General features: G+C 46.8%; 20 protein-coding genes and 1 tRNA gene. 18 read left to right on the top strand and 3 right to left on the bottom strand.

Translation table 11 applies throughout. The features are described 5' to 3' along the window. The first annotated feature begins 8 nt into the window (after positions 1–8). Positions 9–1,628 carry a glycoside hydrolase family 3 protein gene (locus tag J2W69_RS17365; protein WP_310280832.1) on the top strand — a complete coding sequence of 540 codons (1,620 nt, stop codon included), beginning with the start codon at positions 9–11 and terminating at the stop codon, positions 1,626–1,628. 233 nt (positions 1,629–1,861) lie between these two features. Next, positions 1,862–4,417: a TonB-dependent receptor gene (locus tag J2W69_RS17360; RefSeq protein ID WP_310280831.1), complete on the top strand. Its 2,556-nt coding sequence runs from the start codon at positions 1,862–1,864 to the stop codon at positions 4,415–4,417. A 92-nt stretch (positions 4,418–4,509) separates the two neighbouring features. Here the strand turns inward: J2W69_RS17360 and luxS are convergent, their stop codons facing one another. Further along, entirely contained in the window at positions 4,510–5,016 is a 507-nt protein-coding gene (luxS, locus tag J2W69_RS17355; protein ID WP_008900400.1) for an S-ribosylhomocysteine lyase, read from the bottom strand. A 265-nt stretch (positions 5,017–5,281) separates the two neighbouring features. On the opposite strand from luxS, the gene dnaK reads away from it, so the two are divergent. From dnaK to J2W69_RS17340, 3 genes are all read left to right on the top strand, one after another. Then, complete coding sequence (gene dnaK / locus J2W69_RS17350; RefSeq protein WP_310280829.1) at positions 5,282–7,189, top strand: molecular chaperone DnaK; 1,908 nt, start codon at positions 5,282–5,284, stop codon at positions 7,187–7,189. Between the two features lie 100 nt (positions 7,190–7,289). After that, positions 7,290–8,420: a molecular chaperone DnaJ gene (gene dnaJ, locus J2W69_RS17345; protein WP_310280827.1), complete on the top strand. Its 1,131-nt coding sequence runs from the start codon at positions 7,290–7,292 to the stop codon at positions 8,418–8,420. Positions 8,421–8,558: 138 nt separating this feature from the next. Then, positions 8,559–9,371 (top strand): M48 family metallopeptidase, encoded by an 813-nt coding sequence (locus J2W69_RS17340; protein WP_310280825.1) that lies wholly within the window; start codon positions 8,559–8,561, stop codon positions 9,369–9,371. 171 nt (positions 9,372–9,542) lie between these two features. Here the strand turns inward: J2W69_RS17340 and J2W69_RS17335 are convergent, their stop codons facing one another. Further along, a complete protein-coding gene (locus tag J2W69_RS17335) occupies positions 9,543–10,862 on the bottom strand; it encodes a Na+/H+ antiporter NhaC family protein (protein ID WP_310280822.1) in 1,320 nt (439 codons plus the stop codon). A gap of 241 nt (positions 10,863–11,103) precedes the next feature. Here J2W69_RS17335 and J2W69_RS17330 point away from each other — a divergent pair, with 241 nt between their 5' ends. The 6 genes from J2W69_RS17330 (at position 11,104) to J2W69_RS17305 (ending at position 18,675) form a co-directional block, all read left to right on the top strand. Next, a complete protein-coding gene (locus J2W69_RS17330; protein ID WP_310280820.1) occupies positions 11,104–12,258 on the top strand; it encodes an iron-containing alcohol dehydrogenase in 1,155 nt (384 codons plus the stop codon). An 84-nt stretch (positions 12,259–12,342) separates the two neighbouring features. Beyond that, a complete protein-coding gene (dapB, locus tag J2W69_RS17325) occupies positions 12,343–13,152 on the top strand; it encodes a 4-hydroxy-tetrahydrodipicolinate reductase (RefSeq protein WP_310280818.1) in 810 nt (269 codons plus the stop codon). Between the two features lie 196 nt (positions 13,153–13,348). After that, complete coding sequence (gene carA / locus J2W69_RS17320; protein WP_310280816.1) at positions 13,349–14,479, top strand: glutamine-hydrolyzing carbamoyl-phosphate synthase small subunit; 1,131 nt, start codon at positions 13,349–13,351, stop codon at positions 14,477–14,479. A 25-nt stretch (positions 14,480–14,504) separates the two neighbouring features. Beyond that, positions 14,505–17,726 carry a carbamoyl-phosphate synthase large subunit gene (gene carB, locus J2W69_RS17315; protein ID WP_310280814.1) on the top strand — a complete coding sequence of 1,074 codons (3,222 nt, stop codon included), beginning with the start codon at positions 14,505–14,507 and terminating at the stop codon, positions 17,724–17,726. Then, positions 17,723–18,199: a transcription elongation factor GreA gene (gene greA, locus J2W69_RS17310; protein WP_008900391.1), complete on the top strand. Its 477-nt coding sequence runs from the start codon at positions 17,723–17,725 to the stop codon at positions 18,197–18,199. The genes carB and greA overlap by 4 nt, the downstream gene beginning before the upstream one ends. Positions 18,200–18,264: 65 nt before the next feature. After that, positions 18,265–18,675 (top strand): hypothetical protein, encoded by a 411-nt coding sequence (locus J2W69_RS17305; RefSeq protein WP_310280811.1) that lies wholly within the window; start codon positions 18,265–18,267, stop codon positions 18,673–18,675. On the opposite strand, the gene yhbY is transcribed toward J2W69_RS17305, so the two are convergent. Next, entirely contained in the window at positions 18,672–18,968 is a 297-nt protein-coding gene (yhbY, locus tag J2W69_RS17300; protein WP_008900389.1) for a ribosome assembly RNA-binding protein YhbY, read from the bottom strand. The genes J2W69_RS17305 and yhbY overlap by 4 nt on opposite strands. An 84-nt stretch (positions 18,969–19,052) precedes the next feature. Between yhbY and rlmE the strand changes: the two genes are divergently transcribed. The 7 genes from rlmE to J2W69_RS17265 all read left to right on the top strand — a co-directional run bounded on the left by rlmE (position 19,053) and on the right by J2W69_RS17265 (position 25,323). Further along, the gene (gene rlmE / locus J2W69_RS17295) at positions 19,053–19,682 is read left to right on the top strand and encodes a 23S rRNA (uridine(2552)-2'-O)-methyltransferase RlmE (protein ID WP_310280809.1); all 630 of its coding nucleotides are present in this window, start codon (positions 19,053–19,055) and stop codon (positions 19,680–19,682) included. An 81-nt stretch (positions 19,683–19,763) separates the two neighbouring features. After that, positions 19,764–21,674 (top strand): ATP-dependent zinc metalloprotease FtsH, encoded by a 1,911-nt coding sequence (gene ftsH, locus J2W69_RS17290; protein ID WP_310280807.1) that lies wholly within the window; start codon positions 19,764–19,766, stop codon positions 21,672–21,674. A 208-nt stretch (positions 21,675–21,882) separates the two neighbouring features. Beyond that, the gene (gene folP, locus J2W69_RS17285; RefSeq protein ID WP_310280804.1) at positions 21,883–22,725 is read left to right on the top strand and encodes a dihydropteroate synthase; all 843 of its coding nucleotides are present in this window, start codon (positions 21,883–21,885) and stop codon (positions 22,723–22,725) included. Continuing rightward, positions 22,718–24,052, top strand: coding sequence for a phosphoglucosamine mutase (gene glmM, locus J2W69_RS17280; RefSeq protein ID WP_310280802.1), 1,335 nt, complete (start codon positions 22,718–22,720; stop codon positions 24,050–24,052). Before folP ends, glmM begins: the two co-directional genes overlap by 8 nt. A gap of 83 nt (positions 24,053–24,135) precedes the next feature. Then, a complete protein-coding gene (gene tpiA / locus J2W69_RS17275; RefSeq protein WP_310280800.1) occupies positions 24,136–24,882 on the top strand; it encodes a triose-phosphate isomerase in 747 nt (248 codons plus the stop codon). Beyond that, the gene (gene secG, locus J2W69_RS17270; RefSeq protein ID WP_310280798.1) at positions 24,882–25,220 is read left to right on the top strand and encodes a preprotein translocase subunit SecG; all 339 of its coding nucleotides are present in this window, start codon (positions 24,882–24,884) and stop codon (positions 25,218–25,220) included. The genes tpiA and secG overlap by 1 nt, the downstream gene beginning before the upstream one ends. 18 nt (positions 25,221–25,238) lie before the next feature. Further along, positions 25,239–25,323: transfer RNA gene (locus J2W69_RS17265), tRNA-Leu, on the top strand. Positions 25,324–25,353 lie beyond the last annotated feature (30 nt).

The following is a 25,353-nucleotide window of genomic DNA, read 5'->3' as shown; positions in this document are numbered from 1 at the left end:
AGATCGTTATGGATATGAAACAGCGGGTCAGTCAACTGATCAGCACCATGCCTCTGGCTGAAAAAGTCGGGCAGCTGTTTATGCTGGCTTTTGCCGGGCCGGATCTGGAGTATGCAAAAAAGCTGATTAAAGACTGGCATATAGGCGGTTTTTACCTGACGGATGACAATAGCAGAAGCAGTGCTGAAGCTTTACGTTTAAATCAGCAATTGCAGCATGAAGCTGCGTTACGGCATTGCGACGCGCCGCTGATTTTGGGTGTGGATCAGGAAGGGGCCTGGGGCATTTTAACCAAAGAAACTGATCTTGGACCAGGTAACCTGGCTTTAGGTAAAGCAGATGATACAAGCCTGACCGCTCAGATGTATCAGGTGTTGGCCAGTCAGATGCAGCAACTGGGTTACAACACACTGCTGGCGCCTTGTGCCGATGTAAATACTAATCCGGATAACCCTATTATTGGCCAGCGCTCTTTTGGTGAGCAGCCACAAGGGGTTAGTCGTCATGTGAAAGCCGCGGTGCAGTCTGTACTTGAAACCGGCATGTTATGCAGCGTGAAACACTTTCCAGGCCATGGTGATACTGCAACCGACAGTCATAGTGGCTTGCCTTCAGTCGACAGGGGCCTGGCTGAATTAGTACAGACAGATTTACAACCTTTTGTGGCGGCCATAGAAGCGGGTGTGCCGGTTATTATGACCAGCCATATTTTCTACCCCAAACTGGATGCTGTGTACCCGGCGACTTTATCTTCGACCTTGCTGACGGGACTGCTCAGAAAACAATTGGGTTTTGACGGCGTGATCCTGACTGACAGTATGAATATGGGCGCAATGCGGCGACATTATGGTCCCGTTGAAGCGGTAGTGCTGGCGCTGAAGGCTGGTGCAGATCTGATTATGCTTAGTGAAGAGCATTATGAGAACGCCAACACCCCTTATAAAGAACTGCAGCAACAGACGATACAAGGGGTGATTGATGTTGTGGTGTCAGGTGAGCTGGCTGAATCACGCATTGATGAAGCGCTGCGACGGGTACTGTGTCTGCGTTATCAATGGCAATCCACCGCTGGATCCCCGACACCTCTATCAATGACACAAGCTGCGCACACTGCAAAAGAGTCTGCCCGCAAAGCCTTTAAAGTACTGCGTAATTCGGCAGGGCTATGGCCTTTAGGCAATACCAGGTTTCAGCTGGCTTTTGTCACCAACCCTCAGTACTACGACCGAATTTGTAACAGCAGGGGGATAGGACCCAACGATCCAATTCCGGCCAGTCAGTACTTTAGCGAAGGCTTACAGCAAGCTGGTGCTGAGGTTCTGCAGCACAGTTTTAATCAGCTCGAACAGATGCTACAGCAAGGCGCTGCGTTGCCAGAACATGGGCCTTTAGTGTTGGTTACAGAAGATTATCCTTTGCCTGGGGAACAAATGGACTTGCCTGAGCAGCAACACAGAGTGCAGCGTGCCTGTGAGTTGTGGGGAGAGCAGGTTCTAGTGCTGGCTTTACGTTCTGATTATGAACTGACACGGTACCCTCAGTTAAGCACCTATATCTGTAGTTATTCCAGTCGGAAGGTCAGCGCTTTACTTGCAGCTGAACTACTGGTTTCAAGTAATAATTCATAATATTCATTAAGTTAGATTGCATTTGATGCAGTTGAAAAATAGTTTATTTTATTTAGTCAAAATGATTGACAAATATTTAGTAAAACAAATAGACTAATTTTTAAACACTAAGTTATGGCAGGAATAAAGCAGTACCGCCATGAAAAAAGTGATGTTCGTAAAACGATATTTATAACAACAAGCTGCAGCAGTAAACGCAGATAACAACAAGCAACAGCAGAGGGAATGCCATCATGCGGCAAAGCAAAACTTACTTAGGCCTGTGTATTTGTGCTGCACTGAGCAGCACCACACTTTGGGCCGGACAGCAGCAGGAAACAGCAAGCAACGAGCAACAGAGCACAGAGCAGCAAGTGGCAACGCAGGACACTGAGCAACTGGAACGTATTTTAGTCACAGCCACTAAACGCAAAACCTATTTAATGGAAACTCCGGTTGCTGTCACTGCCTTTACGCAGGAGCAATTAACCCGGGGTGGTGTAAAAGAACTACGTGAACTGACGACCGCTATTCCAAACACTCAGTTTGTGGTGTCGGGTACAGATTCAGGTATTCAGGCCTCTATCCGTGGTGTGCGATCAGGCAACAATACGGAAACCGGCGATCCTGCCGTAGGTATCCATATCGATGGTATTTATTCACCACGGCCACAAGGTGCTTTAGCGCTGATGTATGACGTCTCTCAGGTGGAAGTTCTGCGTGGTCCGCAAGGCACTTTGTTTGGCCGTAACTCGACTGGTGGTTCTATCAATGTGATTCCCAACAAACCTGACACCACAGACAGCTACAGCAGTGTGGTGATGGGTTATGGCAAATACGATCATAAACAGTTCAGAGCCATGTCGAATCTGGCGGTCAATGACAGATTTGCTTTACGTTTTGCACTGATGGCTGACCGTCGTGATGGCTATATCAAACAGGATATGGATCTGAGGGATATCAATCGTCCTGATCTGAACGACCCGTTTTTAGGCACTCCATTGCTGGCGGATGGTAAGCCAGATACCGACCAGCGTGAAAACCGCCGTGTCTCTGAAAAAGACTACTACACCAACTCAGATAAATGGGCGATGCGTGGTTTAGCCCGCTGGATCCCAACCGATACGATCACCTGGGATCTGACACTGGAGCATTTTGCCGATCAAAGTGCAGGTGAACTGTTTTTTAAAGACTGTGAACAAGCTAAAGGCACAGTTGACGAATGTACCGAACAGCAATTTTACGCCAACATCAACGTACCAGGTGTGATGGATATGACCATAGACTCGATACGTTCGCATCTGAACTGGGCGCTGAATGACGATTGGGCCCTGGATTACCGTTTTAGCCTGGCAAAGCAGGAAAGATATCAGTTGTTTGATGAAGATGCTGGTTTTGCTGCTCATGAATCGCGTTCAGGTTTTAACTTCAGTCATCCAGTGCTGTTTGATCGTTATGCCCGCACTGACGCTGAATTTGATTCCACTATTCATGAATTGCAGGCCACTTACAACTCGGCCGATTGGAAGCTGGTGACAGGCGTGTTTTCGATGCGTGAGAAAAACAAAATTCGTTTTGATGTCGAGCTGGTGCATGGTTTACGTCACCCGGATTTAGGCTTTCACCCTGCTGCTTTTTCCTATCCGCAGGACGATCGCCGGGCTAACTCTGATGCAGTGTTTGCACAGGCCGATTACAACCTGACGGAAGACTTGAACCTGACTTTTGGTTATCGCCAAACCAAAGACAAAAAAATTGACAATGGTGGTGTTGGTTACGAGCTGGTGTTCAGCGACCTTTATTACAACGGTGATTATGATCCAACGACTCAGGGTAGTATTCAGGGCTCAGATTTAACCAAAAACATGGGTACTTACGCACCCTTGGGTGAAGTGTTAACCGCTGGCCGACGCACTTACCATACGGAAGAGTGGAATAAAGGCACCTGGAAAATTGGAGCTGATTACCGTTTAGCTTCAGATGATTTATTGTACGCCTTTGTGGCAACGGGCTATAAAGCCGGTGGCTTTTTTGAAGACTTTGATATCTGCGACTGCGGCGAATACTCCAACCTGCCATACGGCCCGGAAGAAGTAACGAACTTTGAGTTTGGTTATAAAGGCGTTTTACTGGATGGAAAAATGAACCTGTCTGCTGCGCTGTTTTACAGTGATTACAGTGACATGCAGGTGACGAATAATCAAAAAGTAGGCACCCGCCCGGATGGCAGTGAGAAGTTCCATAACGTCACCACCAACATAGGTAAGGCGGAGCTGAAAGGCCTGGAACTGGAGCTGGATTATATTCCATGGACCAACGGTCGCATCAGCGGTTATGTGGCCTGGCTGAATGCCCGTGTCAAAGAAATTCCGTTTGAAGACGCTTACTACTGTGCTGAGCGTCTGGAATACGGTCAGACACCATGTGCCGGTGTAGTGGATATCAGCGGTAACAGTCTGCCGTATGCTCCGGACTATTCCAGTACGTTATCAGTGCGTCACACCTTTGGACTGCAATCCGGTTTTGCGCTTGAGCCACAGTTGTCTGCTCACTGGCAAAGCAAGATGTACACCTCGCTGAATAACTACGATGGTGCACATTTATCGGATGCCCAGCAGGCGTACTGGAAAGTAGATGCCACTGTCAAACTGATGCCTGCCAGTGGCGACTGGTATCTGGAAGCTTACGGTAGCAACCTGACGGATGAGTATGTGCGTAATGCCAACTACTTCCAATTCAGGGATGGTTTTATCCGCTCGACTTATAACCCACCCCGTATGTACGGTGTGCGCTTTGGTTACGACTTTTAACGGGTAGACAGATAAGCAAAGGATGTGCAGTACGCAGCGAACTGGTGAAAAGCGATGAACCAGTTCGCTGCTTTTAGTTTATAAAGTAGTAATTATTGCTTTAAAAACTCAGCAGAAAGTTTTAACTCGTCGTTTAAATTCACACCTACACCACGGCTGATAATGTTTTGTGCTATTTCTTTGGCTTCTTCCAGAGAATGCATCTGAGCTGTGCCACATTGATAAATGTTCAACTCAGGAATTTCAGACTGGTTTTGTACTGTGAGGACGTCTGCCATAGCGGCTTGCCATGCTGCTGCAACACGCTGCTCGTCCGGTGTACCAATCAGGCTCATGTAAAAACCTGTGCGACAGCCCATAGGGGAAATGTCTATGATTTCTACGCCATCGCCATTTAAATGATCACGCATAAAACCGGCAAATAAATGCTCCAGTGTATGAATGCCCTTTTCTGACAGAATTTCTTCGTTAGGCACGCAAAAACGTAAATCAAATACAGTGATAGCATCACCTTTTGGTGTGTTCATTTTTTTTGCCACACGCACAGCAGGAGCTTTCATAATAGTGTGGTCAACGGTAAAGCTGTCTAATAAAGGCATAATATCTCTCTCTGTTCAGGCTCTGTGTTCTGACAATGTACGCAATTAAGCAGGATTATACGCCGCAATTGCTTTTTGGGTTAAATGCTTTTCTGTTCTATCGCCTTAGTTTCAGCACTAACAAGGTGCTGAACCCGCCTTTTTGCTTATTTATCGCACAAACGGTAAATTTTTTTAAAAAAATAACCTTGAATCGAATAGGGGTAAACCCCATTAACTGGTCAACACAATTTTAATTGTACAGATTAATAAGCGGAGAGTAGTTATGGGTAGAATTATTGGTATTGACTTAGGTACAACAAACAGCTGTGTGGCTATTTTAGATGGCGACCAGCCACGCGTTCTTGAAAACGCTGAAGGTACCAGAACCACTCCTTCCATCATCGCTTATGCAGAAGACGGCGAAGTATTAGTAGGCCAGCCAGCTAAACGTCAGGCTGTGACTAACCCAAAAAATACTTTGTTCGCAATTAAGCGTTTGATTGGTCGTCGTTTTGAAGATGCTGAAGTTCAGCGTGACATCAAAATCATGCCTTACCAGATTGTGAAGGCTGATAATGGTGACGCCTGGGTTGAAGTTAAAGGCAAAAAATTAGCTGCACCACAGATTTCTGCTGAAGTGCTGAAAAAAATGAAGAAGACTGCTGAAGATTACCTGGGCGAGCCAGTGACTGAAGCGGTAATCACAGTTCCTGCTTACTTCAACGATGCACAGCGTCAGGCGACTAAAGATGCTGGTCGTATCGCAGGTTTAGAAGTAAGACGTATCATCAACGAGCCAACAGCAGCTGCGCTGGCTTATGGTATGGATAAGAAAAAAGGCGACACCAAAGTTGCGGTTTATGACTTAGGTGGTGGTACCTTCGATATCTCTATCATTGAAATTGACGATGTAGATGGCGAACAGACCTTCGAAGTATTAGCAACCAACGGTGACACTCACTTAGGTGGCGAAGACTTTGACTCTCGTGTGATCAACTACTTAGTAGACGAGTTCAAAAAAGAGCAAGGCATTGACCTGCGTAACGATCCACTGGCGATGCAGCGTTTGAAAGAAGCGGGCGAAAAAGCCAAGATCGAATTGTCTTCTGCTTCTCAGACTGAAGTGAACCTGCCGTATATCACTGCAGATGCCACTGGTCCTAAGCACTTAAACATCAAAGTAACCCGCGCTAAGCTGGAATCTTTGGTAGACGATTTAATTCAACGCACTATCGAGCCGCTGAAACAGGCATTAAAAGATGCTGACCTGTCTGTAAGTGATATCAACGATATCATCCTGGTCGGTGGTCAGACTCGTATGCCTAAAGTTCAGGAAGTGGTCACTGCTTTCTTCGGTAAAGAGCCACGTAAAGACGTGAACCCTGACGAAGCTGTAGCTGTAGGTGCTGCGATTCAGGGCGCTGTCTTGTCTGGTGACGTGACTGACGTCTTGTTATTAGACGTAACTCCACTGTCTTTAGGTATAGAGACTATGGGTAGCGTAATGACTGCCTTGATTGAGAAGAACACTACTATCCCAACCAAGAAGTCACAAACTTTCTCTACTGCAGACGACAATCAGGCTGCGGTAACTATCCATGTGCTGCAAGGCGAGCGCAAGCAAGCTTCTGCTAACAAGTCGCTGGGTCAGTTTAATTTAGAAGGTATTAGGCCTGGCCGTCGTGGTGAACCACAAATCGAAGTCACCTTCGACTTAGACGCCGACGGTATTCTGCATGTGTCTGCCAAAGATAAAGACACGGGTAAAGAGCAGAAGATCACCATCAAAGCTTCTTCAGGTTTAACAGATGAAGAAGTGGAACGTATGGTACGTGACGCTGAACTGAATGCTGAAGAAGACAAAAAGTTTGAAGAATTAGTGCAAACCCGTAACCAGGCTGACGCTTTAGTGCATGCTACCCGCAAGCAAATTGAAGAAGCAGGTAACGACTTAGCTACTAACGACAAACAAGAGATTGAAGCTGCTGTTGCTGCGCTGGAAACAGCCATCAAAGCAAACGACAAAGCTGAGATCGAAGCTAAAACTCAGGCTCTTATTCAGGCCTCTCAGAAACTGTCTGAAGTAGCTCAGGCGAAAGCGCAACAAGGTGGCGCTGAACCTCAGGCTCGTAATGCCGCTGGTGATGACGTCGTCGACGCTGAGTTCGAAGAAGTTAAAGACAACAAATAATCATTGTGTCTGTGGGGTCGCCTCTTTAAGATGCGCCCCATACCAGAGTAAATTTGAGCGACCGCCCTGTGCGGTCGCTCCTCTATCAAGATGAGTTGTTATGTCGAAGCGTGATTATTACGAAGTGCTTGGCGTCGAAAAAGGCGCTGACGATAAAGAAATCAAAAAGGCCTATAAACGGCTCGCCATGAAATTTCACCCGGATCGAACTCAGGGTGATAAAGCTATGGAAGAGAAGTTTAAAGAAGTGCAAGAAGCCTATGAGATCCTGTCGGATGACCAGAAGCGCGCTGCGTATGATAACTATGGTCACGCTGGTGTGGATGCTAACCGTGGTGGCGGTGGTGGTGGTGCCGACTTTAATGACATCTTCGGTGATGTGTTTGGTGATATCTTTGGTGGCGGTCGCCGCGGCGGTGGTCAGTCCCGTGCCCAAAGGGGTTCAGACTTACGTTACAACCTGGAGTTAAACCTCGAGGACGCTGTACGTGGTAAGTCTGTTGAAATCAAAGTGCCAACCTGGGTATCTTGTGATGTCTGCGATGGTTCAGGCGCGAAAAAAGGCACTCAGGCTAAGTCTTGCCCAACCTGTCATGGTGCGGGTCAGGTGACTATGCGTCAGGGCTTTTTTGCGGTGCAGCAAACATGTCCTACCTGTAGTGGTCGCGGCAAAATTATCCCGGATCCATGCACTAAATGTCATGGCGATGGCCGTGTAGAAAAAACCAAAACACTGTCTGTGAAAATCCCTGCTGGTGTAGATACTGGTGATCGTATCCGTTTAGCGGGTGAAGGTGAAGCAGGGCAGTTTGGTGCGCCAGCTGGTGACTTGTATGTGCAGGTGCATGTCAAAGATCACCCTATCTTTGTTCGTGATGGCAACAATCTGTATTGCGACGTGCCTATCAGTTTCAGCACTGCCGCTTTAGGTGGTGAAATAGATGTGCCTACTTTAGATGGTCGTGTGAAGCTGAAGATCCCGGCAGAAACCCAGACTGAAAAAATGTTCCGTTTACGCGGCAAAGGTGTGCAATCAGTACGGGGGGCTGGTGTCGGTGACTTGGTCTGCAAAGTGGTGGTTGAAACCCCTGTCAACTTAAATGATAAGCAAAAAGACTTATTGCGTCAGTTGGATGAAAGCTGGGGTGGTGATAGCGAAGCAAAACACAGACCCAAGTCTAAAGGCTTCTTTGATGGTGTGAAGAAGTTTTTTGATGATTTAACCGGCTAAAACAACGTGCCTGCATCAGCTAATGAAAACCACCTGCGGGTGGTTTTCTTTTTTCAGATCCCGCACAATGGCTGAACTTATTCGAGTTTTTATAGTTCTATTACCTGCCGTTTCAAGTACGAAAAGAAGGATCATTTGATGCGTACTAAGTTAGTACTTCCATTGTTAATCGCTAGTGTGCTGCTTGCAAGCTGCACTCAATCACCTACAGGCCGACGCCAGCTGATGTTATTTGATGATCAAAAACTAAGTAGCCTGGGTATTCAGACCTTTGAAGGGATGAAAGCTGAAGTTCCTGTCAGCAAAAACAAAAAAGTGAATCAGTATGTGCAGTGTGTAGCCAACAGCCTGCTGAAACATACAGATGCCAAATGGCAAAAAACACCTTGGGAAATCGTGGTGTTTGATGATGATCAGGTCAACGCCTTTGCTTTACCAGGCGGTAAAATGGGTGTGTATACCGGTCTGTTGTTAGTCGCGGACAACCAGTCACAACTGGCGGCAGTCATAGGTCATGAAATTGCTCACGTGATAGCAGGACACAGTAACGAGCGCTTATCCAGCGACCAGTTTATTTCAACTGCTTTATCTGTGGCAGATGGTGCTATGACTATGGCCAACTCGCCTTATCAGCAGCAAATGCGCACTGCTTTTGGTTTAGGGGCTCAGGTAGGTATTGTGTTGCCTTTTAGCCGGGCTCATGAAACAGAAGCCGATATTATGGGGCTGGAACTGATGGCTAAAGCAGGTTTTGTTCCTGCAGAGTCCGTAAAGTTATGGCAAAACATGGCTGCTAAGGGCAGTGGTTCAACGCCACAGTTGTTATCCAGCCACCCGGTGCCGGATAACAGAATTAAAGAGCTGAATAAACATATGGCGGTGGCAGAGAGTTATTATCAGCAGCGCCGCAGTCAGGGCGCCTTACCAAACTGTAATAAAGCTTCAAACTGAAATAACAGAGCCAGCTTAATGCTGGCCTGGTTTTTACATTTTGCTGTCCTGCAAAATGCCTGTCCAGGCCATATTCGCTGCGCTCTGACGTTAAAAATCGCTCCAGACGATTTTTTACATTTTGCTGTCCTGCAAAATGCCTGTCCAGGCCATCGTCGCTGCGCTCCGATGTTAAAAATCGCTCCGGTCGATTTTTTCAATCAAAATGCGGGCTGTCGCGAATACAGCAAGGATCAGGCAGTAATAACTGTGTGTCACCACATCCCATGGCGATAAACCAAAACTGGCACCCAGCAACAAAGCCTGAGCACCATAAGGCACCAGCCCTTGTGCTATGCAAGCAAACACGTCCAGTAAGCTGGCACTGCGTTTAGCTGTGATTTGGTGCTGCTGAGCTATATCTTTACTGACTTCACCCACTACGACTATGGCCACGGTATTGTTGGCAATACAGAGGTTGCTGGTAAAAGCCAAAGCGGCAATAGCCAGCTGTTGAGCTTTATTACCTGCCAATTTCAGTTTTAAAGCCAAAGCTGTGACATGGCTGGATAAATACTGCAGGCCGCCTTGTTGCTTCACAAACTCACCTAAAGCACCGACCATCATCGACAGCAGGAAAATCTCCTGCATAGAGCCAAAACCTTTGTAAATGTCTTTACCCAGATTAGCCAGTTGATACTCTGCAAATACCACACCTTGCAATGCAGCCAGAACTATACCCAGCAGCAGCACAGCGAATACATTCATACCTGCGACAGCCAGTACAAGGATAGCTGCATAAGGCAAAACACCAGTCCAGCTAAAATCTTTCACTGCTACTTCCGCCTGGTTTTGCGCTAAAAACGCAAACAGAAGAAGGACTACAGCAGCAGCAGGCAAAGCAATTTTCAGGTTTTCTCTGAATTTATCTTTCATCTGTGCACCCTGAGTGCGGGTGGATGCAATAGTAGTGTCGGAAATAATAGACAAGTTATCACCAAAGATAGCACCGCTTAACAGCACACCAGCCACTAAAGCCGGGTCCAACTGAGCCTGAGAACTTAAACCTACAGCGATCGGAGCCAAAGCACCAATGGTGCCCATTGAGGTGCCCATGGCCGTGGCAATCAAGGCTGAAATAACAAATAAGCCTGGTAATAAAAATTGCGCCGGAACTATGGTTAAACCTGCATTTACCACTGCATCTACGCCGCCTGTTGCCTGAGCTACAGTGGCAAAAGCGCCAGCCAGCAGGAAAATAAAGCACATCGTAATAATATTGCTATTGCCAGCCCCTCTGACTAGTACCTCCAGAGATTCAGTTAAAGGCGCTTTATACAGCCAAATGGCTAACACCAGAGCCGGGATAATAGCTACAGGCCCTGGCAATTGATAAAAAGCATAGTCAACTCCCTGAGACTGGAGGTATAAACCTGTGCCAAGAAATAAGCTGACAAAGAGCAACAAGGGCAGCAAGGACAAGCGAGCTTGCTGTTTTTGCGATAACGTCATGAGTTTTCCTCTAAACCTAAAAGGTTTTAAAATTTTTCGGAATATAGAGACGTCCAGAAGTCCTGTCAAATATTAAAGCTGACTAAGCTATAGCAAACTGTAAGTCTCATTCGCTTAAAATCAGCCTAACTGAATTCCGGTATTTTGCCTATGGCTGAAGAAAACCCCTCAGTGCGCTTGAACTTAAAGCGGTTCAGGCCCATATAAATAGCTAGATTTTGTTTTAAGCACCGGAGCTTTTATGTTTAATTTTTCCTACCAGAATCCAACCCGTATTGTGTTTGGTGATGGTCAAATCAGCCAGTTAGGTCAGTTGATCCCAGCAGGCAGCAGAGTATTGCTGACTTATGGTGGCGGTTCTATTAAACAAAACGGTGTCTATCAGCAAGTGATGGATGCGTTAAAAAGCCATCAGGTTTTGGAGTTTTCCGGTATAGAGCCTAATCCAGGCTATGAAACTTTAAGTAAAGCTGTTGCTCTGGTAAAAGCAGAAAGGATTGATTTTATTCTGGCTGTAGGCGGCGGCTCCGTAGTGGATGGCAGCAAATACATAGCAGCTGCTGCACTGCTTGAACAGGACGGCTGGGCTATTTTAGAGAAAAAAGCCCGTATTAAAGCAGCCTTGCCATTAGGTTGTGTTTTGACATTACCTGCCACAGGTACGGAGAGTAATGCCAATGCTGTCATTACCCGCCAAAGCACTCAGCAAAAGTTGGCGTTTTCGCATCCTTCAGTTTATCCGCAGTTCGCAATTCTTGATCCAAAAGTCACTTATAGCTTGCCGGCTAAACAAATTTCTAACGGTGTAGTGGATGCTTTTGTGCATGTGATGGAGCAGTACCTGACTTATCCGGTTAATGCCGCAGTGCAGGACAGATTTGCTGAGTCTTTATTACAGGTGCTGATTGAAGAAGGGCCAAAAGCCTTAAATGAACCCGAAAATTACGATGTCAGAGCCAATGTGATGTGGGCTGCCACTATGGCGCTGAATGGTTTGATTGGGGTTGGCGTCCCACAAGATTGGGCGACTCATGGCTTAGGTCATCAACTGACTGCCTTGTATGGCTTAGACCATGCACAAACTTTGGCTATAGTGTTGCCTGCTTTAATGCAGCAGCAACGTGCAACTAAGCGTGACAAGTTACTGCAGTACGCCAGCAGAGTATGGGGGTTGCAGCAGCAGGATCCAGAGCGCCAGATTGATGAAGCCATCAGTTATACCCGTGCCTTCTTTGAACAAATGGGGGTGCCAACCCGTTTAACGGCTTATGGTCTGCCAGCCTCTTCGGTTGATGAATTGATGGCTAAGGTGATGGCACAGGGCATGGCGAAGTTGGGTGAACATGGCGATATCAACTATAACGTCAGCCGGGCTATTTTTACCGCAGCGGTTTAATGGAGTAGGGCAATTAGGGTTGCATATCCATCCGGACTGCCGTTTAATAGCGGCCGTATTGCAATAGCCACACAGGATCAACAGATGAGTACAGTAGGTATTTTAGGTGCTAACGGCCGCATGGGCAGAGCTTTAGTCAGTGTAGCTAAAGAACATCAACTGCCAATCACTGCTGCTACTGTGCGTGCCGGTTCTGCGTTAACAGGTATGGATGCAGGTGAACTGGCCGGTTGTGGCAAACTGAATCTGGCTTTTACAGAGACTTCTGTTGCTGCTTTAGCTTTGGCTGATATCTGGATTGATTTCACTATGCCAGAGGCTATGCTTGTGCATCTGGAGCTGGCGGTGCAGGCAAAAAAAGCGCTGGTGATTGGTGTGACTGGTTTAACTGATCAGCAATATGCTGCAGTGCAGCAGGCATCCAAGCATATTCCTATCGTATGGGCTCCCAATATGAGTGTTGGCGTGAATTTATTACTGCATCTGGTACAAACCGCAGCTAAGGTCATGGGGCAAACGGCTGATATCGAAATTATTGAAGCCCACCACAGATTTAAAAAAGATGCACCTTCTGGCACTGCTATGGCCATAGGTCATCAGATTGCCAAAGCTTTGGATCGTAATCTTGCCGATGTGGCTGTCTATGGTCGTGAAGGCATGACGGGGGAGCGCGATCAAAAAACTATTGGTTTTGCTACGGTAAGAGGCGGCGACATTATTGGCGATCACACCGCGCTTTTTGCGGACTTGGGTGAACGCCTGGAAATCACTCATAAAGCGTCCAGTCGCAGTACTTTTGCTCAGGGTGCTTGGCGTGCAGCGCTTTGGTTGCAAAATAAACAGCCTGGACTTTATTCTATGCAACAAGTGCTGGGTTTGGCTGACTTAGCTTAACTTTTTGAGCGATATGTTATAAAAATGCGATCAAAGCGTCATTTTCATAAAATATCAAAAAATAGTTAGACCAAATAGCTCAAATCGCCTAGAATAGTCAGGTTTGCCTAAGCAAACTTGGATACAAAAATTCTGGGTCAAAACGGGTGGTGAACAACAATGTTTTTCCCCCGTTTTCTGCTGTTTGGAGGTTATTTTGACTAAGTCCGCCCTGCTCGTACTGGAAGACGGCACCGTATTTCGCGGTACAGCCATTGGCGCTGAAGGTATTTCTGTTGGAGAGGTGGTTTTTAATACCTCGATGACCGGGTATCAGGAAATCCTCACGGATCCTTCCTATGCTGAACAAATCGTCACTCTGACATATCCTCATATTGGAAATACCGGCACAAACGATGAAGATGAGGAATCCGATAAAATTTGGGCCAAGGGCCTGATTATCCGTGACCTTCCTTTGTTAGCCAGTAATTTCCGTAATCAAGCCTCTCTTAGTCACTATCTTAGCTCCCGTAATATTTTAGGCATTGCCGATATCGACACCCGTAAGCTGACCCGTATTTTGCGTGAAAAAGGCGCACAAAACGGCTGCTTAATGGCGGGTGATAACTTAGACGAAAACAAAGCTTTAGAACTGGCGCGTGCTTTCCCTGGTTTGTCCGGTATGGACTTAGCCAAAGAAGTTTCAGTGAAAGAGCCGTATCAATGGACAGAAGGCAGCTGGACTTTAGGTCAGGGTTTTTCCAAACCAGATAATTCAGCCTTTCATGTGGTTGCCTACGATTTTGGTGTGAAACGTAATATTTTACGTATGTTGGCTGACCGCGGTTGTCGTTTAACTGTAGTTCCGGCTCAAACGCCTGCTGAACAAGTATTAGCACTGAACCCTGACGGTATTTTCTTATCCAATGGTCCTGGTGATCCGGCGCCTTGTGATTACGCTATTAAAGCCATCGAAACCTTTCTGACCACCAACATCCCTGTGTTTGGTATCTGTTTAGGCCACCAGTTACTGGCATTAGCCAGCGGTGCTAAGACGATCAAAATGACAGTAGGTCACCATGGTGGTAACCATCCGGTGAAAAATCTGGATACCAACAAGGTATTAATCACGGCACAGAACCACGGTTTTGCTGTAGAAGAAGCTACCTTACCTGCCAATTTACGTGCGACTCACAAGTCGTTGTTTGATGGTACTTTGCAGGGTATTCACCGCACCGACAAACCAGCGTTCAGCTTCCAGGGTCACCCTGAAGCCAGCCCTGGTCCACACGAAGCCAGTGAATTGTTTGACCACTTTATCGAATTGATGCAACAGCGTCAGGCTTAATTGAGATGAGAGACAGAGAATAGCTATGCCAAAACGTACCGATCTTAAAAGTATTCTTATCCTCGGCGCCGGTCCTATTGTGATTGGTCAGGCTTGTGAGTTCGATTATTCAGGTGCTCAAGCCTGTAAAGCATTAAAGGAAGAGGGTTACCGTGTCATTCTGGTGAACTCTAACCCTGCCACTATCATGACCGATCCGGAAATGGCCGATGCAACCTACATCGAACCTATCCACTGGCAAGTGGTAGAGAAAATCATTGAAAAAGAACGTCCATGTGCGGTGTTGCCGACCATGGGCGGTCAGACCGCATTAAACTGTGCGCTGGATTTAGAGCGTCATGGTGTGCTGGCAAAATACAATGTCGAAATGATTGGCGCGACTGCGGATGCCATCGACAAAGCAGAAGACCGTGGCCGTTTCGATAAAGCTATGCGTTCTATCGGCCTGTCTTGCCCACGTGCGGGTTTTGCTCACTCCATGGAAGAAGCCTACGGCGTACTGGAAACTATTGGTTTCCCGTGCATCATCCGTCCATCTTTCACTATGGGTGGTTCAGGTGGTGGTATTGCTTACAACCGCGAAGAATTTGAAGAAATCTGTACCCGTGGCCTGGATTTATCACCAACTAAAGAGTTGCTGATTGATGAATCGCTGATCGGTTGGAAAGAATACGAGATGGAAGTAGTTCGTGATAAAAACGATAACTGCATCATCGTGTGTTCTATCGAAAACTTCGACCCTATGGGTGTGCACACGGGTGACTCGATCACTGTAGCCCCGGCTCAGACCCTAACGGATAAAGAATACCAAATCATGCGTAACGCCTCTTTGGCTGTACTGCGTGAAATCGGTGTGGAAACCGGTGGTTCAAACGTACAGTTTGGTATCAATCCTGAAGATGGCCGTATGGTCATCATCGAGATGAACCCACGTGTATCGCGCTCTTCAGCTCTAGCCTCTAAAGCAACGGGTTTCCCTATCGCTAAGGTAGCAGCCAAGCTTGCTTGTGGTTATACACTGGACGAACTGGCAAACGATATTACAGGTGGTAAAACACCAGCTTCGTTTGAGCCAAGCATCGACTACGTAGTCACTAAAGTGCCACGTTTTAACTTCGAAAAATTTGCTGGTGCAAATGACCGCTTAACCACACAGATGAAGTCTGTGGGTGAAGTGATGGCTATTGGTCGTAACCAACAAGAATCGCTGCAAAAAGCCTTACGTGGTCTGGAAATTGGTGTCTGCGGTTTAGATCCAATCATTGATATTCGTGCTCCTGAAGCCAAAGAAAAAATCATCCGTGAACTGCGTGAGCCTGGTTCGCACCGCATTTGGTATATAGCCGATGCGTTTCGTTTGGGCATGAGCATGGATGAAATCTATGCGCTGACCAAAATCGATCACTGGTTCCTGGTCCAGATTGAAGATTTACTAAAAGAAGAAGCCGCAGTGCAAGCTGCTGGTTTTGCCGGTTTAGATGAAAAACGCTTAAAGGTCTTAAAACGTAAAGGTTTTGCTGACCAACGTCTGGCCGATTTATTAGGCGTAGCTGAAGGTGAAGTGCGTAAAAAGCGTCACAGCTTTGGCCTGCACCCAGTGTATAAACGTGTAGATACCTGTGCTGCTGAATTTTCATCAGACACGGCCTACATGTACAGCACCTACGATGAAGAATGCGAAGCTGCACCCACCAATCGTGACAAAATCATGATTATTGGTGGTGGTCCAAACCGCATCGGTCAGGGCATTGAGTTTGACTACTGCTGTGTACACGCTGCTCTGGCATTACGTGAAGACGGTTACGAGACTATTATGGTCAACTGTAACCCTGAAACCGTATCAACAGACTACGACACCTCAGATCGCCTGTACTTTGAATCTATTACCCTGGAAGACGTACTGGAAATCGTGATCAAAGAACAGCCCAAAGGCGTTATTGTTCAGTACGGCGGCCAGACACCGTTAAAATTAGCCCGTGCTTTAGAAGCGAATGGAGTGCCAATTATTGGTACTTCACCAGATGCTATTGACCGTGCTGAAGACCGTGAGCGTTTCCAGCACGCGGTAGAGCGTTTAGGTTTAAAGCAGCCACAAAATGCTACTGTCACCAGTCTGGAAGAAGCCATCGCCAAAGCCCCTGGCATTGGTTACCCAATGGTGGTGCGTCCATCTTATGTTTTAGGTGGCCGGGCCATGGAAATCGTCTATGACGATATCGACTTACGTCGTTATATGACCGAAGCGGTCAGCGTGTCGAACGACTCTCCTGTCCTGCTGGACCGTTTCCTTGATGACGCCATTGAAGTGGATATAGACGCCATTTGTGACGGTAAAGAAGTCATTATCGGCGGCATTATGGAACACATTGAGCAGGCTGGTGTGCATTCAGGCGACTCAGCCTGTTCTTTACCTCCACACAGCTTATCTGTTGATGTGCAGGACAGAATGCGTGAGCAGGTGAAAAAGCTGGCGCTGGAGCTGGGTGTAGTCGGCTTAATGAATACTCAGTTTGCTGTCAAAGATAACGAAATTTATCTGATTGAAGTGAACCCTCGTGCTGCCCGTACTGTGCCTTTTGTGTCAAAAGCTACAGGTATGGCAGTGGCCAAGGTCGGCGCCCGCTGTATGGCTGGCCAGTCGTTAGCATCCCAGGGTATTACTAAAGAAATCATTCCACCTTATTTCTCTGTGAAAGAAGTGGTGATCCCCTTTAATAAATTTCCTGGTGTGGATCCAATCCTCGGCCCTGAAATGCGCTCAACAGGTGAAGTGATGGGCGTGGGTGATACCTTCGCTGAAGCTTTTGCCAAAGCAGAGTTAGGCGCAGGCACTGTGATCCCAACTGGTGGTCGTGCTTTACTTTCAGTGCGTGACAGCGATAAAGTGCGCGTTGTTGAATTAGCAAGAACTATGGTTGAGCTGGGTTTCGAGCTGGATGCAACTGGTGGTACTGCCAAAGCTTTAACTGCAGCAGGCATTGAATGCCGTACTGTCAGCAAAGTATTTGAAGGTCGTCCGCATATTCTGGACCGGATCAAAAACGGCGAATACAGCTATATTGTTAACACTACTGAAGGTCGTCAGGCCATTGAAGACTCCAAAGTGTTACGACGTGGCGCGCTGCAACATAAAGCCAACTACACCACAACTTTAAATGCAGCTTTTGCAACCTGTAAAGCCAATGCAGCTAATGCCTTTGCTACAGTTGCATCAGTGCAGGAACTACATAAGAGAGTATACGGATGAGTCAGATCCCTATGACGGTTCAGGGTGCTCAACGCTTGCGGGACGAACTGCAAGAGCTGAAAACCGTGAAACGTCCGGCTATCGTTTTAGCTATTGCTGAAGCGCGTGCCCATGGTGATTTAAAAGAGAATGCGGAATACCACGCAGCCCGTGAACAACAGGGGTTTTGTGAAGGCCGTATTCAGGATATTGAAGCTAAGTTATCTAACGCACAGATCATCGATATCACTAAGTTGCCTAATAACGGCAAAGTGATTTTTGGTTCTACTGTGACTATTCTGAACCTGGATACGGAAGAGGAAGTAACCTACCGTATTGTGGGTGATGATGAGGCAGATATTAAAAACTTCAGAATATCGGTGAATTCACCTATAGCCCGGGGTTTAATTGGTAAAGCAGAAGAAGATGTTGTGACGATCAATACGCCAGCTGGTATGGTGGAGTTTGAGATCACGCAGGTGCAGTATTTATAAACTGGGCTTGTTAAAAAGTAAGGCGGCTCAGGCCGCCTTACTTATCTTTGGGGACCAGACTATCTATGCAAAGAGGCCAGACAAAAGCTTATCAACTTCAATTGATAGATCGGGTACTTTGGGTACAGGTTTTTGGCGTATCTTCAGTCTTGAGTACTGAAGAATACATCAGAGATTTTCGCACTTTAGTCTTGCCTTTGGTGGCTGAACCCTGGGCTATAGCGCTGGATATGAGACAATGGCAAGCCAGCCCCGCTCAAGCCCTGGAGTTGATGAAACAAAATTCGGTCTGGGCTTTTACGCATAATTTGCATCACGTCGAGCTGCTGTTACCAGCAGACGAGATGCTCACCTGGCAGTATTTAAAAGCAACTGAAGTGGAAAAACCTGTCTATCTGACACGGCATATTGCGGAAAATGAAGAGTCGGCCCGCTTGTCGTTGCAGGCCGCAGGTTACTTAAAAGGTACAGATTAACCTTTTGGAATATGTAACTTTTTCTCTTTGGCAGCGCGATAGATCACCAGAATATGGCCAATCACCTGTACTTTTTGAGCTTTGGCTTCACGCACTATGGCGTCCATGATGGCAACTTTTTCTTCGCGATCGATGCTTGGAACTTTGACTTTGATCAATTCATGGTGCTCTAACGCCAAATCAATCTCGGCCATTACACCTTCAGTTAATCCGTTGCCACCCAGTAAAATGGTTGGCTTTAACTCATGTGCTTTGGCTTTTAAAAACTGTTTTTGTTTATTACTAAGGTTCATATGTGTAGATTTTCCGTGTTGGAAAGCTTGAAATTGCACTATTGTACCGCCATCTTGCTATGAAGACTATTTAAGAGTACTCAGATGACAAAGAAAAAACGTTCCGCCAGCTCGTCTCGCTGGTTACAGGAACACGTAAGCGACCCTTTTGTGCAAAAAGCGCAAAAATTAGGGCTAAGATCCCGCGCTGCTTTTAAGCTGGATGAAATTCAGGACAAAGATAAACTGATCAAAACGGGCATGACGGTCGTAGATCTGGGGTCAGCACCAGGCAGTTGGTCGGCCCGTGCTGCTGAATTGGTAGGGCAGGCTGGTTGTGTGGTGGCTTGTGATATTCTGCCAATGGACCCTTTAGCTGGTGTTGCCTTTTTGCAAGGGGACTTTCGTGAAGAGGTTGTATTAAATGCGTTGTTAGAGCGTATTGGTGGCCGCAATGTGGATGTCGTATTGTCCGATATGGCCCCGAATATGAGTGGTAACAGCACAGTGGATCAGTCCAGAAGTATGTATCTGGTTGAACTGGCGCTGGAAATGTGTAACAACGTATTGAAGAAAAACGGCAGTTTTGTGGTCAAAGTATTTCATGGAGAAGGCTTCGAGCCCTTTGTACAGCAGGTTCGCAGTGTATTTACTACGGTACGAATTCGTAAACCTGACTCGTCCCGGGCACGATCCAGTGAGACATATATCGTAGCGACAGGCTTTAAAGTCTAGTAAAGTAGCGATAGTTTCATTTTAATGTAACTGTTTTTTCGTAACTGTTTTCGTAACTGAGAGGTTCTCACCTTGAGTGACATGGCAAAAAATCTCATCGTATGGCTGGTTATCGCCGTTGTATTGATGTCGGTATTTAATAGTTTTGGTCCTGCTGATAAAGCAGAAAAGCAAATGAGTTATACCCAGTTTCTGAAAGAAGCCAGTCAGGGCCAGATCCGCGAGGTGAAGGAACAGAAAGGCGTGATCACTGGTATAAAACGTTCAGGCGACCGTTTTGAAACTGTGATCCCAACTGGCTATGATCCAAAACTGATTGATGACATGTACAAAAATGACATCACCTTTTCTGGCACTGCGCCGGAAAGCCCAAGCATGCTGGGACAGATTTTTATTTCCTGGTTCCCTATGCTGTTATTAATAGGCGTCTGGATTTTCTTTATGCGCCAGATGCAAGGTGGCGGTGGCAAAGGCGCTATGTCCTTTGGTAAAAGCCGTGCCCGTTTAATGGGCGAAGATCAAATCAAAACTACTTTTGCTGACGTTGCAGGTTGTGATGAAGCGAAAGAAGAAGTGTCTGAGCTGGTGGATTATTTAAAAGACCCATCACGGTTCCAGAAGCTTGGCGGTAAAATTCCAAAAGGTATTTTAATGGTCGGCCCACCAGGTACAGGTAAAACCCTGTTAGCCAAGGCTATTGCCGGTGAAGCTAAAGTGCCATTTTTCGCGATATCAGGTTCTGATTTTGTTGAAATGTTTGTGGGTGTTGGTGCCAGCCGTGTGCGTGATATGTTCGAACAGGCTAAAAAGGCAGCGCCTTGCATTATCTTTATCGATGAAATTGACGCCGTTGGCCGTCAGCGTGGTGCAGGTTTAGGTGGTGGTCATGATGAACGTGAACAGACATTAAACCAGATGCTGGTGGAAATGGATGGTTTTGATGGTAACGAAGGGATCATCATTATCGCCGCAACCAACAGACCAGACGTATTAGACGCTGCTTTATTAAGACCAGGCCGTTTTGACCGTCAGGTGGTGGTAGGTTTACCTGATGTGCGTGGCCGTGAACAAATTCTTAAAGTACATATGCGTAAAGTGCCTTTAGGTGACGATGTGAAAGCCAGTGTCATAGCTCGTGGTACTCCGGGATTCTCCGGTGCCGATTTAGCGAACCTGGTGAACGAAGCAGCATTGTTTGCTGCCCGTGGTAACAATCGTGTAGTTGGCATGGAAGAGTTTGAAAAAGCCAAAGATAAAATCATGATGGGTGCAGAGCGCCGTTCTATGGTGATGTCGGAAGCAGAAAAAGAAATGACGGCTTATCACGAAGCAGGACACGCTATTGTGGGCTGTCTGGTGCCAGAGCATGACCCTGTGCACAAAGTCACTATCATTCCACGTGGCCGTGCTTTAGGCGTAACCTTCTTTTTACCAGAAGCCGATGCCATCAGTATCAGTCGTCGTAAACTTGAAAGTAAAATTTCAGTGGCCTACGGTGGCCGTTTGGCTGAAGAGTTGATTTACGGTATTGATTCAGTATCAACAGGCGCTTCGCAGGACATCAAATACGCGACCTCTATCGCGCGTAACATGGTGACTCAGTGGGGCTTTTCGGACAAGTTAGGTCCTCTGTTGTATGCCGAAGAAGAAGGCGAAGTATTCCTGGGCCGCAGTATGGGTAAAGCGAAAAACATGTCTGATGAAACGGCCAGTATTATTGATTCAGAGATCAAAGCTATTATCGACCGTAACTACAACAGAGCAAAAACCCTGATTGAAGAAAACATGGATATTTTGCATGCGATGAAAGAAGCGCTGATGTTGTATGAAACTATTGATTCCAGACAAATTGATGATCTGATGAATCGTCGTACTGTGCGTCAGCCAGAAAACTGGGAACCAAAGGACAAAAACAAAGGCTCGGACAGCGATGACACCAAGCCTGTTGATGCTGTAAGTCCGTCAGAACCATCCACAGAAAACCCTCTGTAAAACTTTAGTTCTGATCAAGCAAACCCCGGGAATCCCCGGGGTTTGTGCTATGTGCAGGATGTGCGGTATGTCGCAACTGTCGGGAACGTTGTTGCGACGATGTGCAGGATGTGCGGTATGTCGCAACTGTCGGGGTGATGTCGGCTAAATGCCTCAGGTGGAGGCCGGACTCTTGTTGCGGTGATGGAGAGGTTGAAGGAGTATTTTTATGGTGTTGCAGTTACCCCGCAATCGTCAGCTGGATTTATCCCGCCCTAAAGTGATGGGAATTTTGAATATCACCCCAGATTCATTTTCTGATGGCGGCCGTTTTATTGGGAAAGCAGCAGCTCTGACTGAAGCTCGCGCCATGCTTGCGGCTGGTGCTGCTATTTTGGATATTGGCGGAGAGTCGACCCGCCCTGGTGCACAAGAAGTGCCTTTACAACAAGAACTCGACAGAGTCCTGCCTGTGATTGAGGCTATTCGTTCTGAACTGGATTGTGTGATCTCCATTGATACCTGTAAAGCACAAGTGATGAAAGAAGCTGTGGCTGCTGGAGCTGATTTAATTAACGATATCAAAGCCTTGCTGGACCCCGGTGCTGTTGAGGTGGCTGTTGCCGCCAAAGTGCCTGTTTGTCTGATGCATATGCAGGGACAACCCAGAACTATGCAACAGTCTCCTCTGTATCAGGATGTGGTCAAAGAGGTGTGTGATTTTTTAAAGCAAAGGGCAGAGGTCTGTATCGCCGCAGGTATCCCCAAAAACCAGATTATTCTCGACCCTGGTTTTGGCTTTGGCAAAAGTTTGCAGCATAACTACCAGCTGTTAAGTCAGCTTTCAGAGGTACAGGCGTTAAATTACCCTCTGTTAGTTGGAATGTCGCGCAAATCGATGATTGGTCAGTTATTGAGCGTTCAACTGGATGATCGTTTGGCAGGTAGTTTGGCCTGTGCCACAATAGCTGTCATCAAAGGTGCGCGCATTATTCGTGTGCACGATGTGAAAGAAACTGTGCAAGCCGTTGCTGTTGCTTGTGCCACCTTATTTGGAGTAGAGCATGTCTAGGAAGTATTTTGGCACTGATGGTGTACGTGGCAAAGTAGGCGAGTTTCCAATTACGCCAGAATTTGCGATGAAGTTAGGCTGGGCTGCTGGCAGGGTGTTATCTCAGCGTGGCACCAAAAAAGTATTGATTGGTAAAGACACCCGTATTTCAGGGTATTTATTAGAAACTGCATTAGAAGCTGGATTAGTGGCTGCTGGTGTGGATGTGCGTTTGTTGGGCCCTATGCCAACACCTGCAGTGTCTTACCTGACACGCACTTTCCGTGCAGAAGCAGGCATTGTGATCAGCGCTTCACACAATCCTTATTATGATAACGGTATTAAGTTTTTTTCTGCCGACGGTACTAAATTACCTGATGATGTAGAGTTGGCGATCGAAGCTGCAATGGAACAGCCTATGGTTTGTGAATCGTCTGAGCGTTTAGGTAAGGCGATGCGTATTGATGATGCAGCTGGCCGTTATATCGAATTTTGTAAAAGTCATATACCAAATCATTTATCCCTGAATGGTTTAAAAATAGTATTGGATTGCGCCCATGGTGCCACTTATCACATAGCCCCTAACGTATTCCGCGAACTAGGAGCTGATGTTGAGGCCATTGGTATTCATCCAAACGGCTTAAACATCAATGATCATTGTGGTGCCACCCATACCGACCTGTTACAGAAAACTGTGGTAGAAACCGGCGCAGACTTAGGTATTGCCTACGACGGCGATGGTGACCGCGTGATGATGGTGGATCACACTGGTCGCGTCATTGATGGCGATGAAATTGTTTATATCATTGCCCGTAATGCCCAAAAGCTGAATAAGCTGCAGGGCGGTGTAGTGGGAACTCTGATGAGCAATATGGGATTAGAGCTGGCATTAGCCGAGTTAAATATTCCATTTGCCCGCTCTAATGTCGGCGACCGTTATGTGGTTGAAATGCTGGCGCAAAAAAACTGGCGTATTGGTGGTGAAAACTCTGGTCACGTACTGAACCTGGATCACGCAGGCACAGGCGACGGTATTATCGCATCCATCCAGGTTTTAACTGCCATGCTGGAAGCAAAGCTGTCTCTGGCTGATCTGGCACAGGGCATGACCAAGATGCCACAAGTGCTGGTGAACGTGAAGTTTGAGAAGGGCACAGCACCTTTAGATAATTTACACGTCAAGAAAGTGATACAACAAGTTGAGCAGGATTTAAACGGCCAGGGCCGTGTTTTGATCCGAAAATCTGGTACTGAACCCCTGATTCGTGTAATGGTTGAAGGAAGGATACAAGACGAAGTACAACAATTTGCACAAAAAATAGCCGACGCAGTGAAGATCGCCAGCTAAAAATTGCTAATTTAGCCATCAAGTCTTGTTTGAACGGGTGAGGTTCGTTACTATCTCGCCCGTTTTACTACAGAGGCAATAACATGAGACAACGTAAGCCGTTAGTGGTCGCTAACTGGAAAATGAATGGTAACTCAGATCTGGTTCAACAGATGTCAGATGCCTTGTCTGTGTTAAAACAGCCCTTACCAGAAATTTTGATCTGCCCACCGGTAATTCTTCTAACTGACTTTCCAAAACATCAGAACTACAAGTTGGGTGCTCAGAATGTGAGCGAACAGCATAGCGGGGCCTTTACCGGCGAAATTTCAGCAGATATGCTACTGGCCGCTGGTGCTTCCCATGTCATTATTGGTCATTCTGAACGCCGCGCTTTGTATGGCGAACTTGATACTGTGATCAGTCAAAAAGTGAAAGTAGCCATTGATGCAGGTTTAACCCCAGTAGTTTGTGTTGGCGAAACTCTGCAGCAAAGAGAAGAAGAAAAAACTTTAGAGGTTCTTGCACGGCAATTAGATGCGGTGTATGCTGCGCAGCCTTATTTGCTGGCGCGTTCTGTGGTAAGTTACGAACCGGTTTGGGCCATAGGCACAGGTCGGACAGCGACACCTCAGCAAGCTCAGCAAGTGCATCACTTTATCCGCCAACATCTGGCGCAATATGATGCGCAGGCAGCAGATGTGTTAAGAATTATTTATGGTGGCAGTGTCACTGCAACCAATTGTGAAGCCCTGTTTGCAGAGGCGGACATAGACGGTGCCCTTATTGGTGGCGCCAGTTTGAAAGTGGCAGAGTTTTCTGCGATTTGCACAATGGCAAAGGATTCATAATGTACGAATTGTTTATTGTATTGTATCTGTTAGTCGCATTGGCCCTGATTGTTCTGGTATTAATCCAGCACGGTAAAGGCGCAGACATGGGCGCTTCATTTGGCGCTGGCGGTTCAGCCACTATTTTTGGCTCTTCAGGTACAGGTAACTTTTTAACTCGTACTACGACTGTACTGGCGACTTTATTTTTTGCTCTGAGTCTGTTGTTAGGTAACTTAAGCACAGACCGTGTGAAAGCTGTAGACGAGTGGCAGGATTTATCTGTGCCAGTTGACACTAAAGCAGCTGACGCCGTCGAAGAGAAAAAGCCAGCATCAGATATTCCTGTAGGAAACTGATTGCACCTCTGATTTTTAGCCGAGATGGTGAAATTGGTATACACGCTACCTTGAGGTGGTAGTGCCTTCGGGCGTGCGGGTTCAAGTCCCGCTCTCGGCACCAATATACAAAGCACGGCAAGCAAAGTAGAAG

The organism is Rheinheimera soli, from assembly GCF_031457405.1.
GTDB lineage: Bacteria > Pseudomonadota > Gammaproteobacteria > Enterobacterales > Alteromonadaceae > Pararheinheimera > Pararheinheimera soli_A.
This window is presented reverse-complemented; position numbering and strand designations above follow the sequence as displayed.

Excerpts from the sequence above, each read along its gene's own strand:
- greA (WP_008900391.1), top strand. The coding sequence starts at position 17,723 with ATGAGTCAGATCCCTATGACGGTTCAGGGTGCTCAACGCTTGCGGGAC.
- luxS (WP_008900400.1), bottom strand. The coding sequence starts at position 5,016 with ATGCCTTTATTAGACAGCTTTACCGTTGACCACACTATTATGAAAGCT.
- secG (WP_310280798.1), top strand. The coding sequence starts at position 24,882 with ATGTACGAATTGTTTATTGTATTGTATCTGTTAGTCGCATTGGCCCTG.
- J2W69_RS17340 (WP_310280825.1), top strand. The coding sequence starts at position 8,559 with ATGCGTACTAAGTTAGTACTTCCATTGTTAATCGCTAGTGTGCTGCTT.
- dnaJ (WP_310280827.1), top strand. The coding sequence starts at position 7,290 with ATGTCGAAGCGTGATTATTACGAAGTGCTTGGCGTCGAAAAAGGCGCT.
- glmM (WP_310280802.1), top strand. The coding sequence starts at position 22,718 with ATGTCTAGGAAGTATTTTGGCACTGATGGTGTACGTGGCAAAGTAGGC.
- rlmE (WP_310280809.1), top strand. The coding sequence starts at position 19,053 with ATGACAAAGAAAAAACGTTCCGCCAGCTCGTCTCGCTGGTTACAGGAA.
- J2W69_RS17305 (WP_310280811.1), top strand. The coding sequence starts at position 18,265 with ATGCAAAGAGGCCAGACAAAAGCTTATCAACTTCAATTGATAGATCGG.
- J2W69_RS17360 (WP_310280831.1), top strand. The coding sequence starts at position 1,862 with ATGCGGCAAAGCAAAACTTACTTAGGCCTGTGTATTTGTGCTGCACTG.
- J2W69_RS17365 (WP_310280832.1), top strand. The coding sequence starts at position 9 with ATGGATATGAAACAGCGGGTCAGTCAACTGATCAGCACCATGCCTCTG.
- carB (WP_310280814.1), top strand. The coding sequence starts at position 14,505 with ATGCCAAAACGTACCGATCTTAAAAGTATTCTTATCCTCGGCGCCGGT.
- J2W69_RS17330 (WP_310280820.1), top strand. The coding sequence starts at position 11,104 with ATGTTTAATTTTTCCTACCAGAATCCAACCCGTATTGTGTTTGGTGAT.
- folP (WP_310280804.1), top strand. The coding sequence starts at position 21,883 with ATGGTGTTGCAGTTACCCCGCAATCGTCAGCTGGATTTATCCCGCCCT.
- dapB (WP_310280818.1), top strand. The coding sequence starts at position 12,343 with ATGAGTACAGTAGGTATTTTAGGTGCTAACGGCCGCATGGGCAGAGCT.
- dnaK (WP_310280829.1), top strand. The coding sequence starts at position 5,282 with ATGGGTAGAATTATTGGTATTGACTTAGGTACAACAAACAGCTGTGTG.
- yhbY (WP_008900389.1), bottom strand. The coding sequence starts at position 18,968 with ATGAACCTTAGTAATAAACAAAAACAGTTTTTAAAAGCCAAAGCACAT.
- tpiA (WP_310280800.1), top strand. The coding sequence starts at position 24,136 with ATGAGACAACGTAAGCCGTTAGTGGTCGCTAACTGGAAAATGAATGGT.
- J2W69_RS17335 (WP_310280822.1), bottom strand. The coding sequence starts at position 10,862 with ATGACGTTATCGCAAAAACAGCAAGCTCGCTTGTCCTTGCTGCCCTTG.
- ftsH (WP_310280807.1), top strand. The coding sequence starts at position 19,764 with ATGGCAAAAAATCTCATCGTATGGCTGGTTATCGCCGTTGTATTGATG.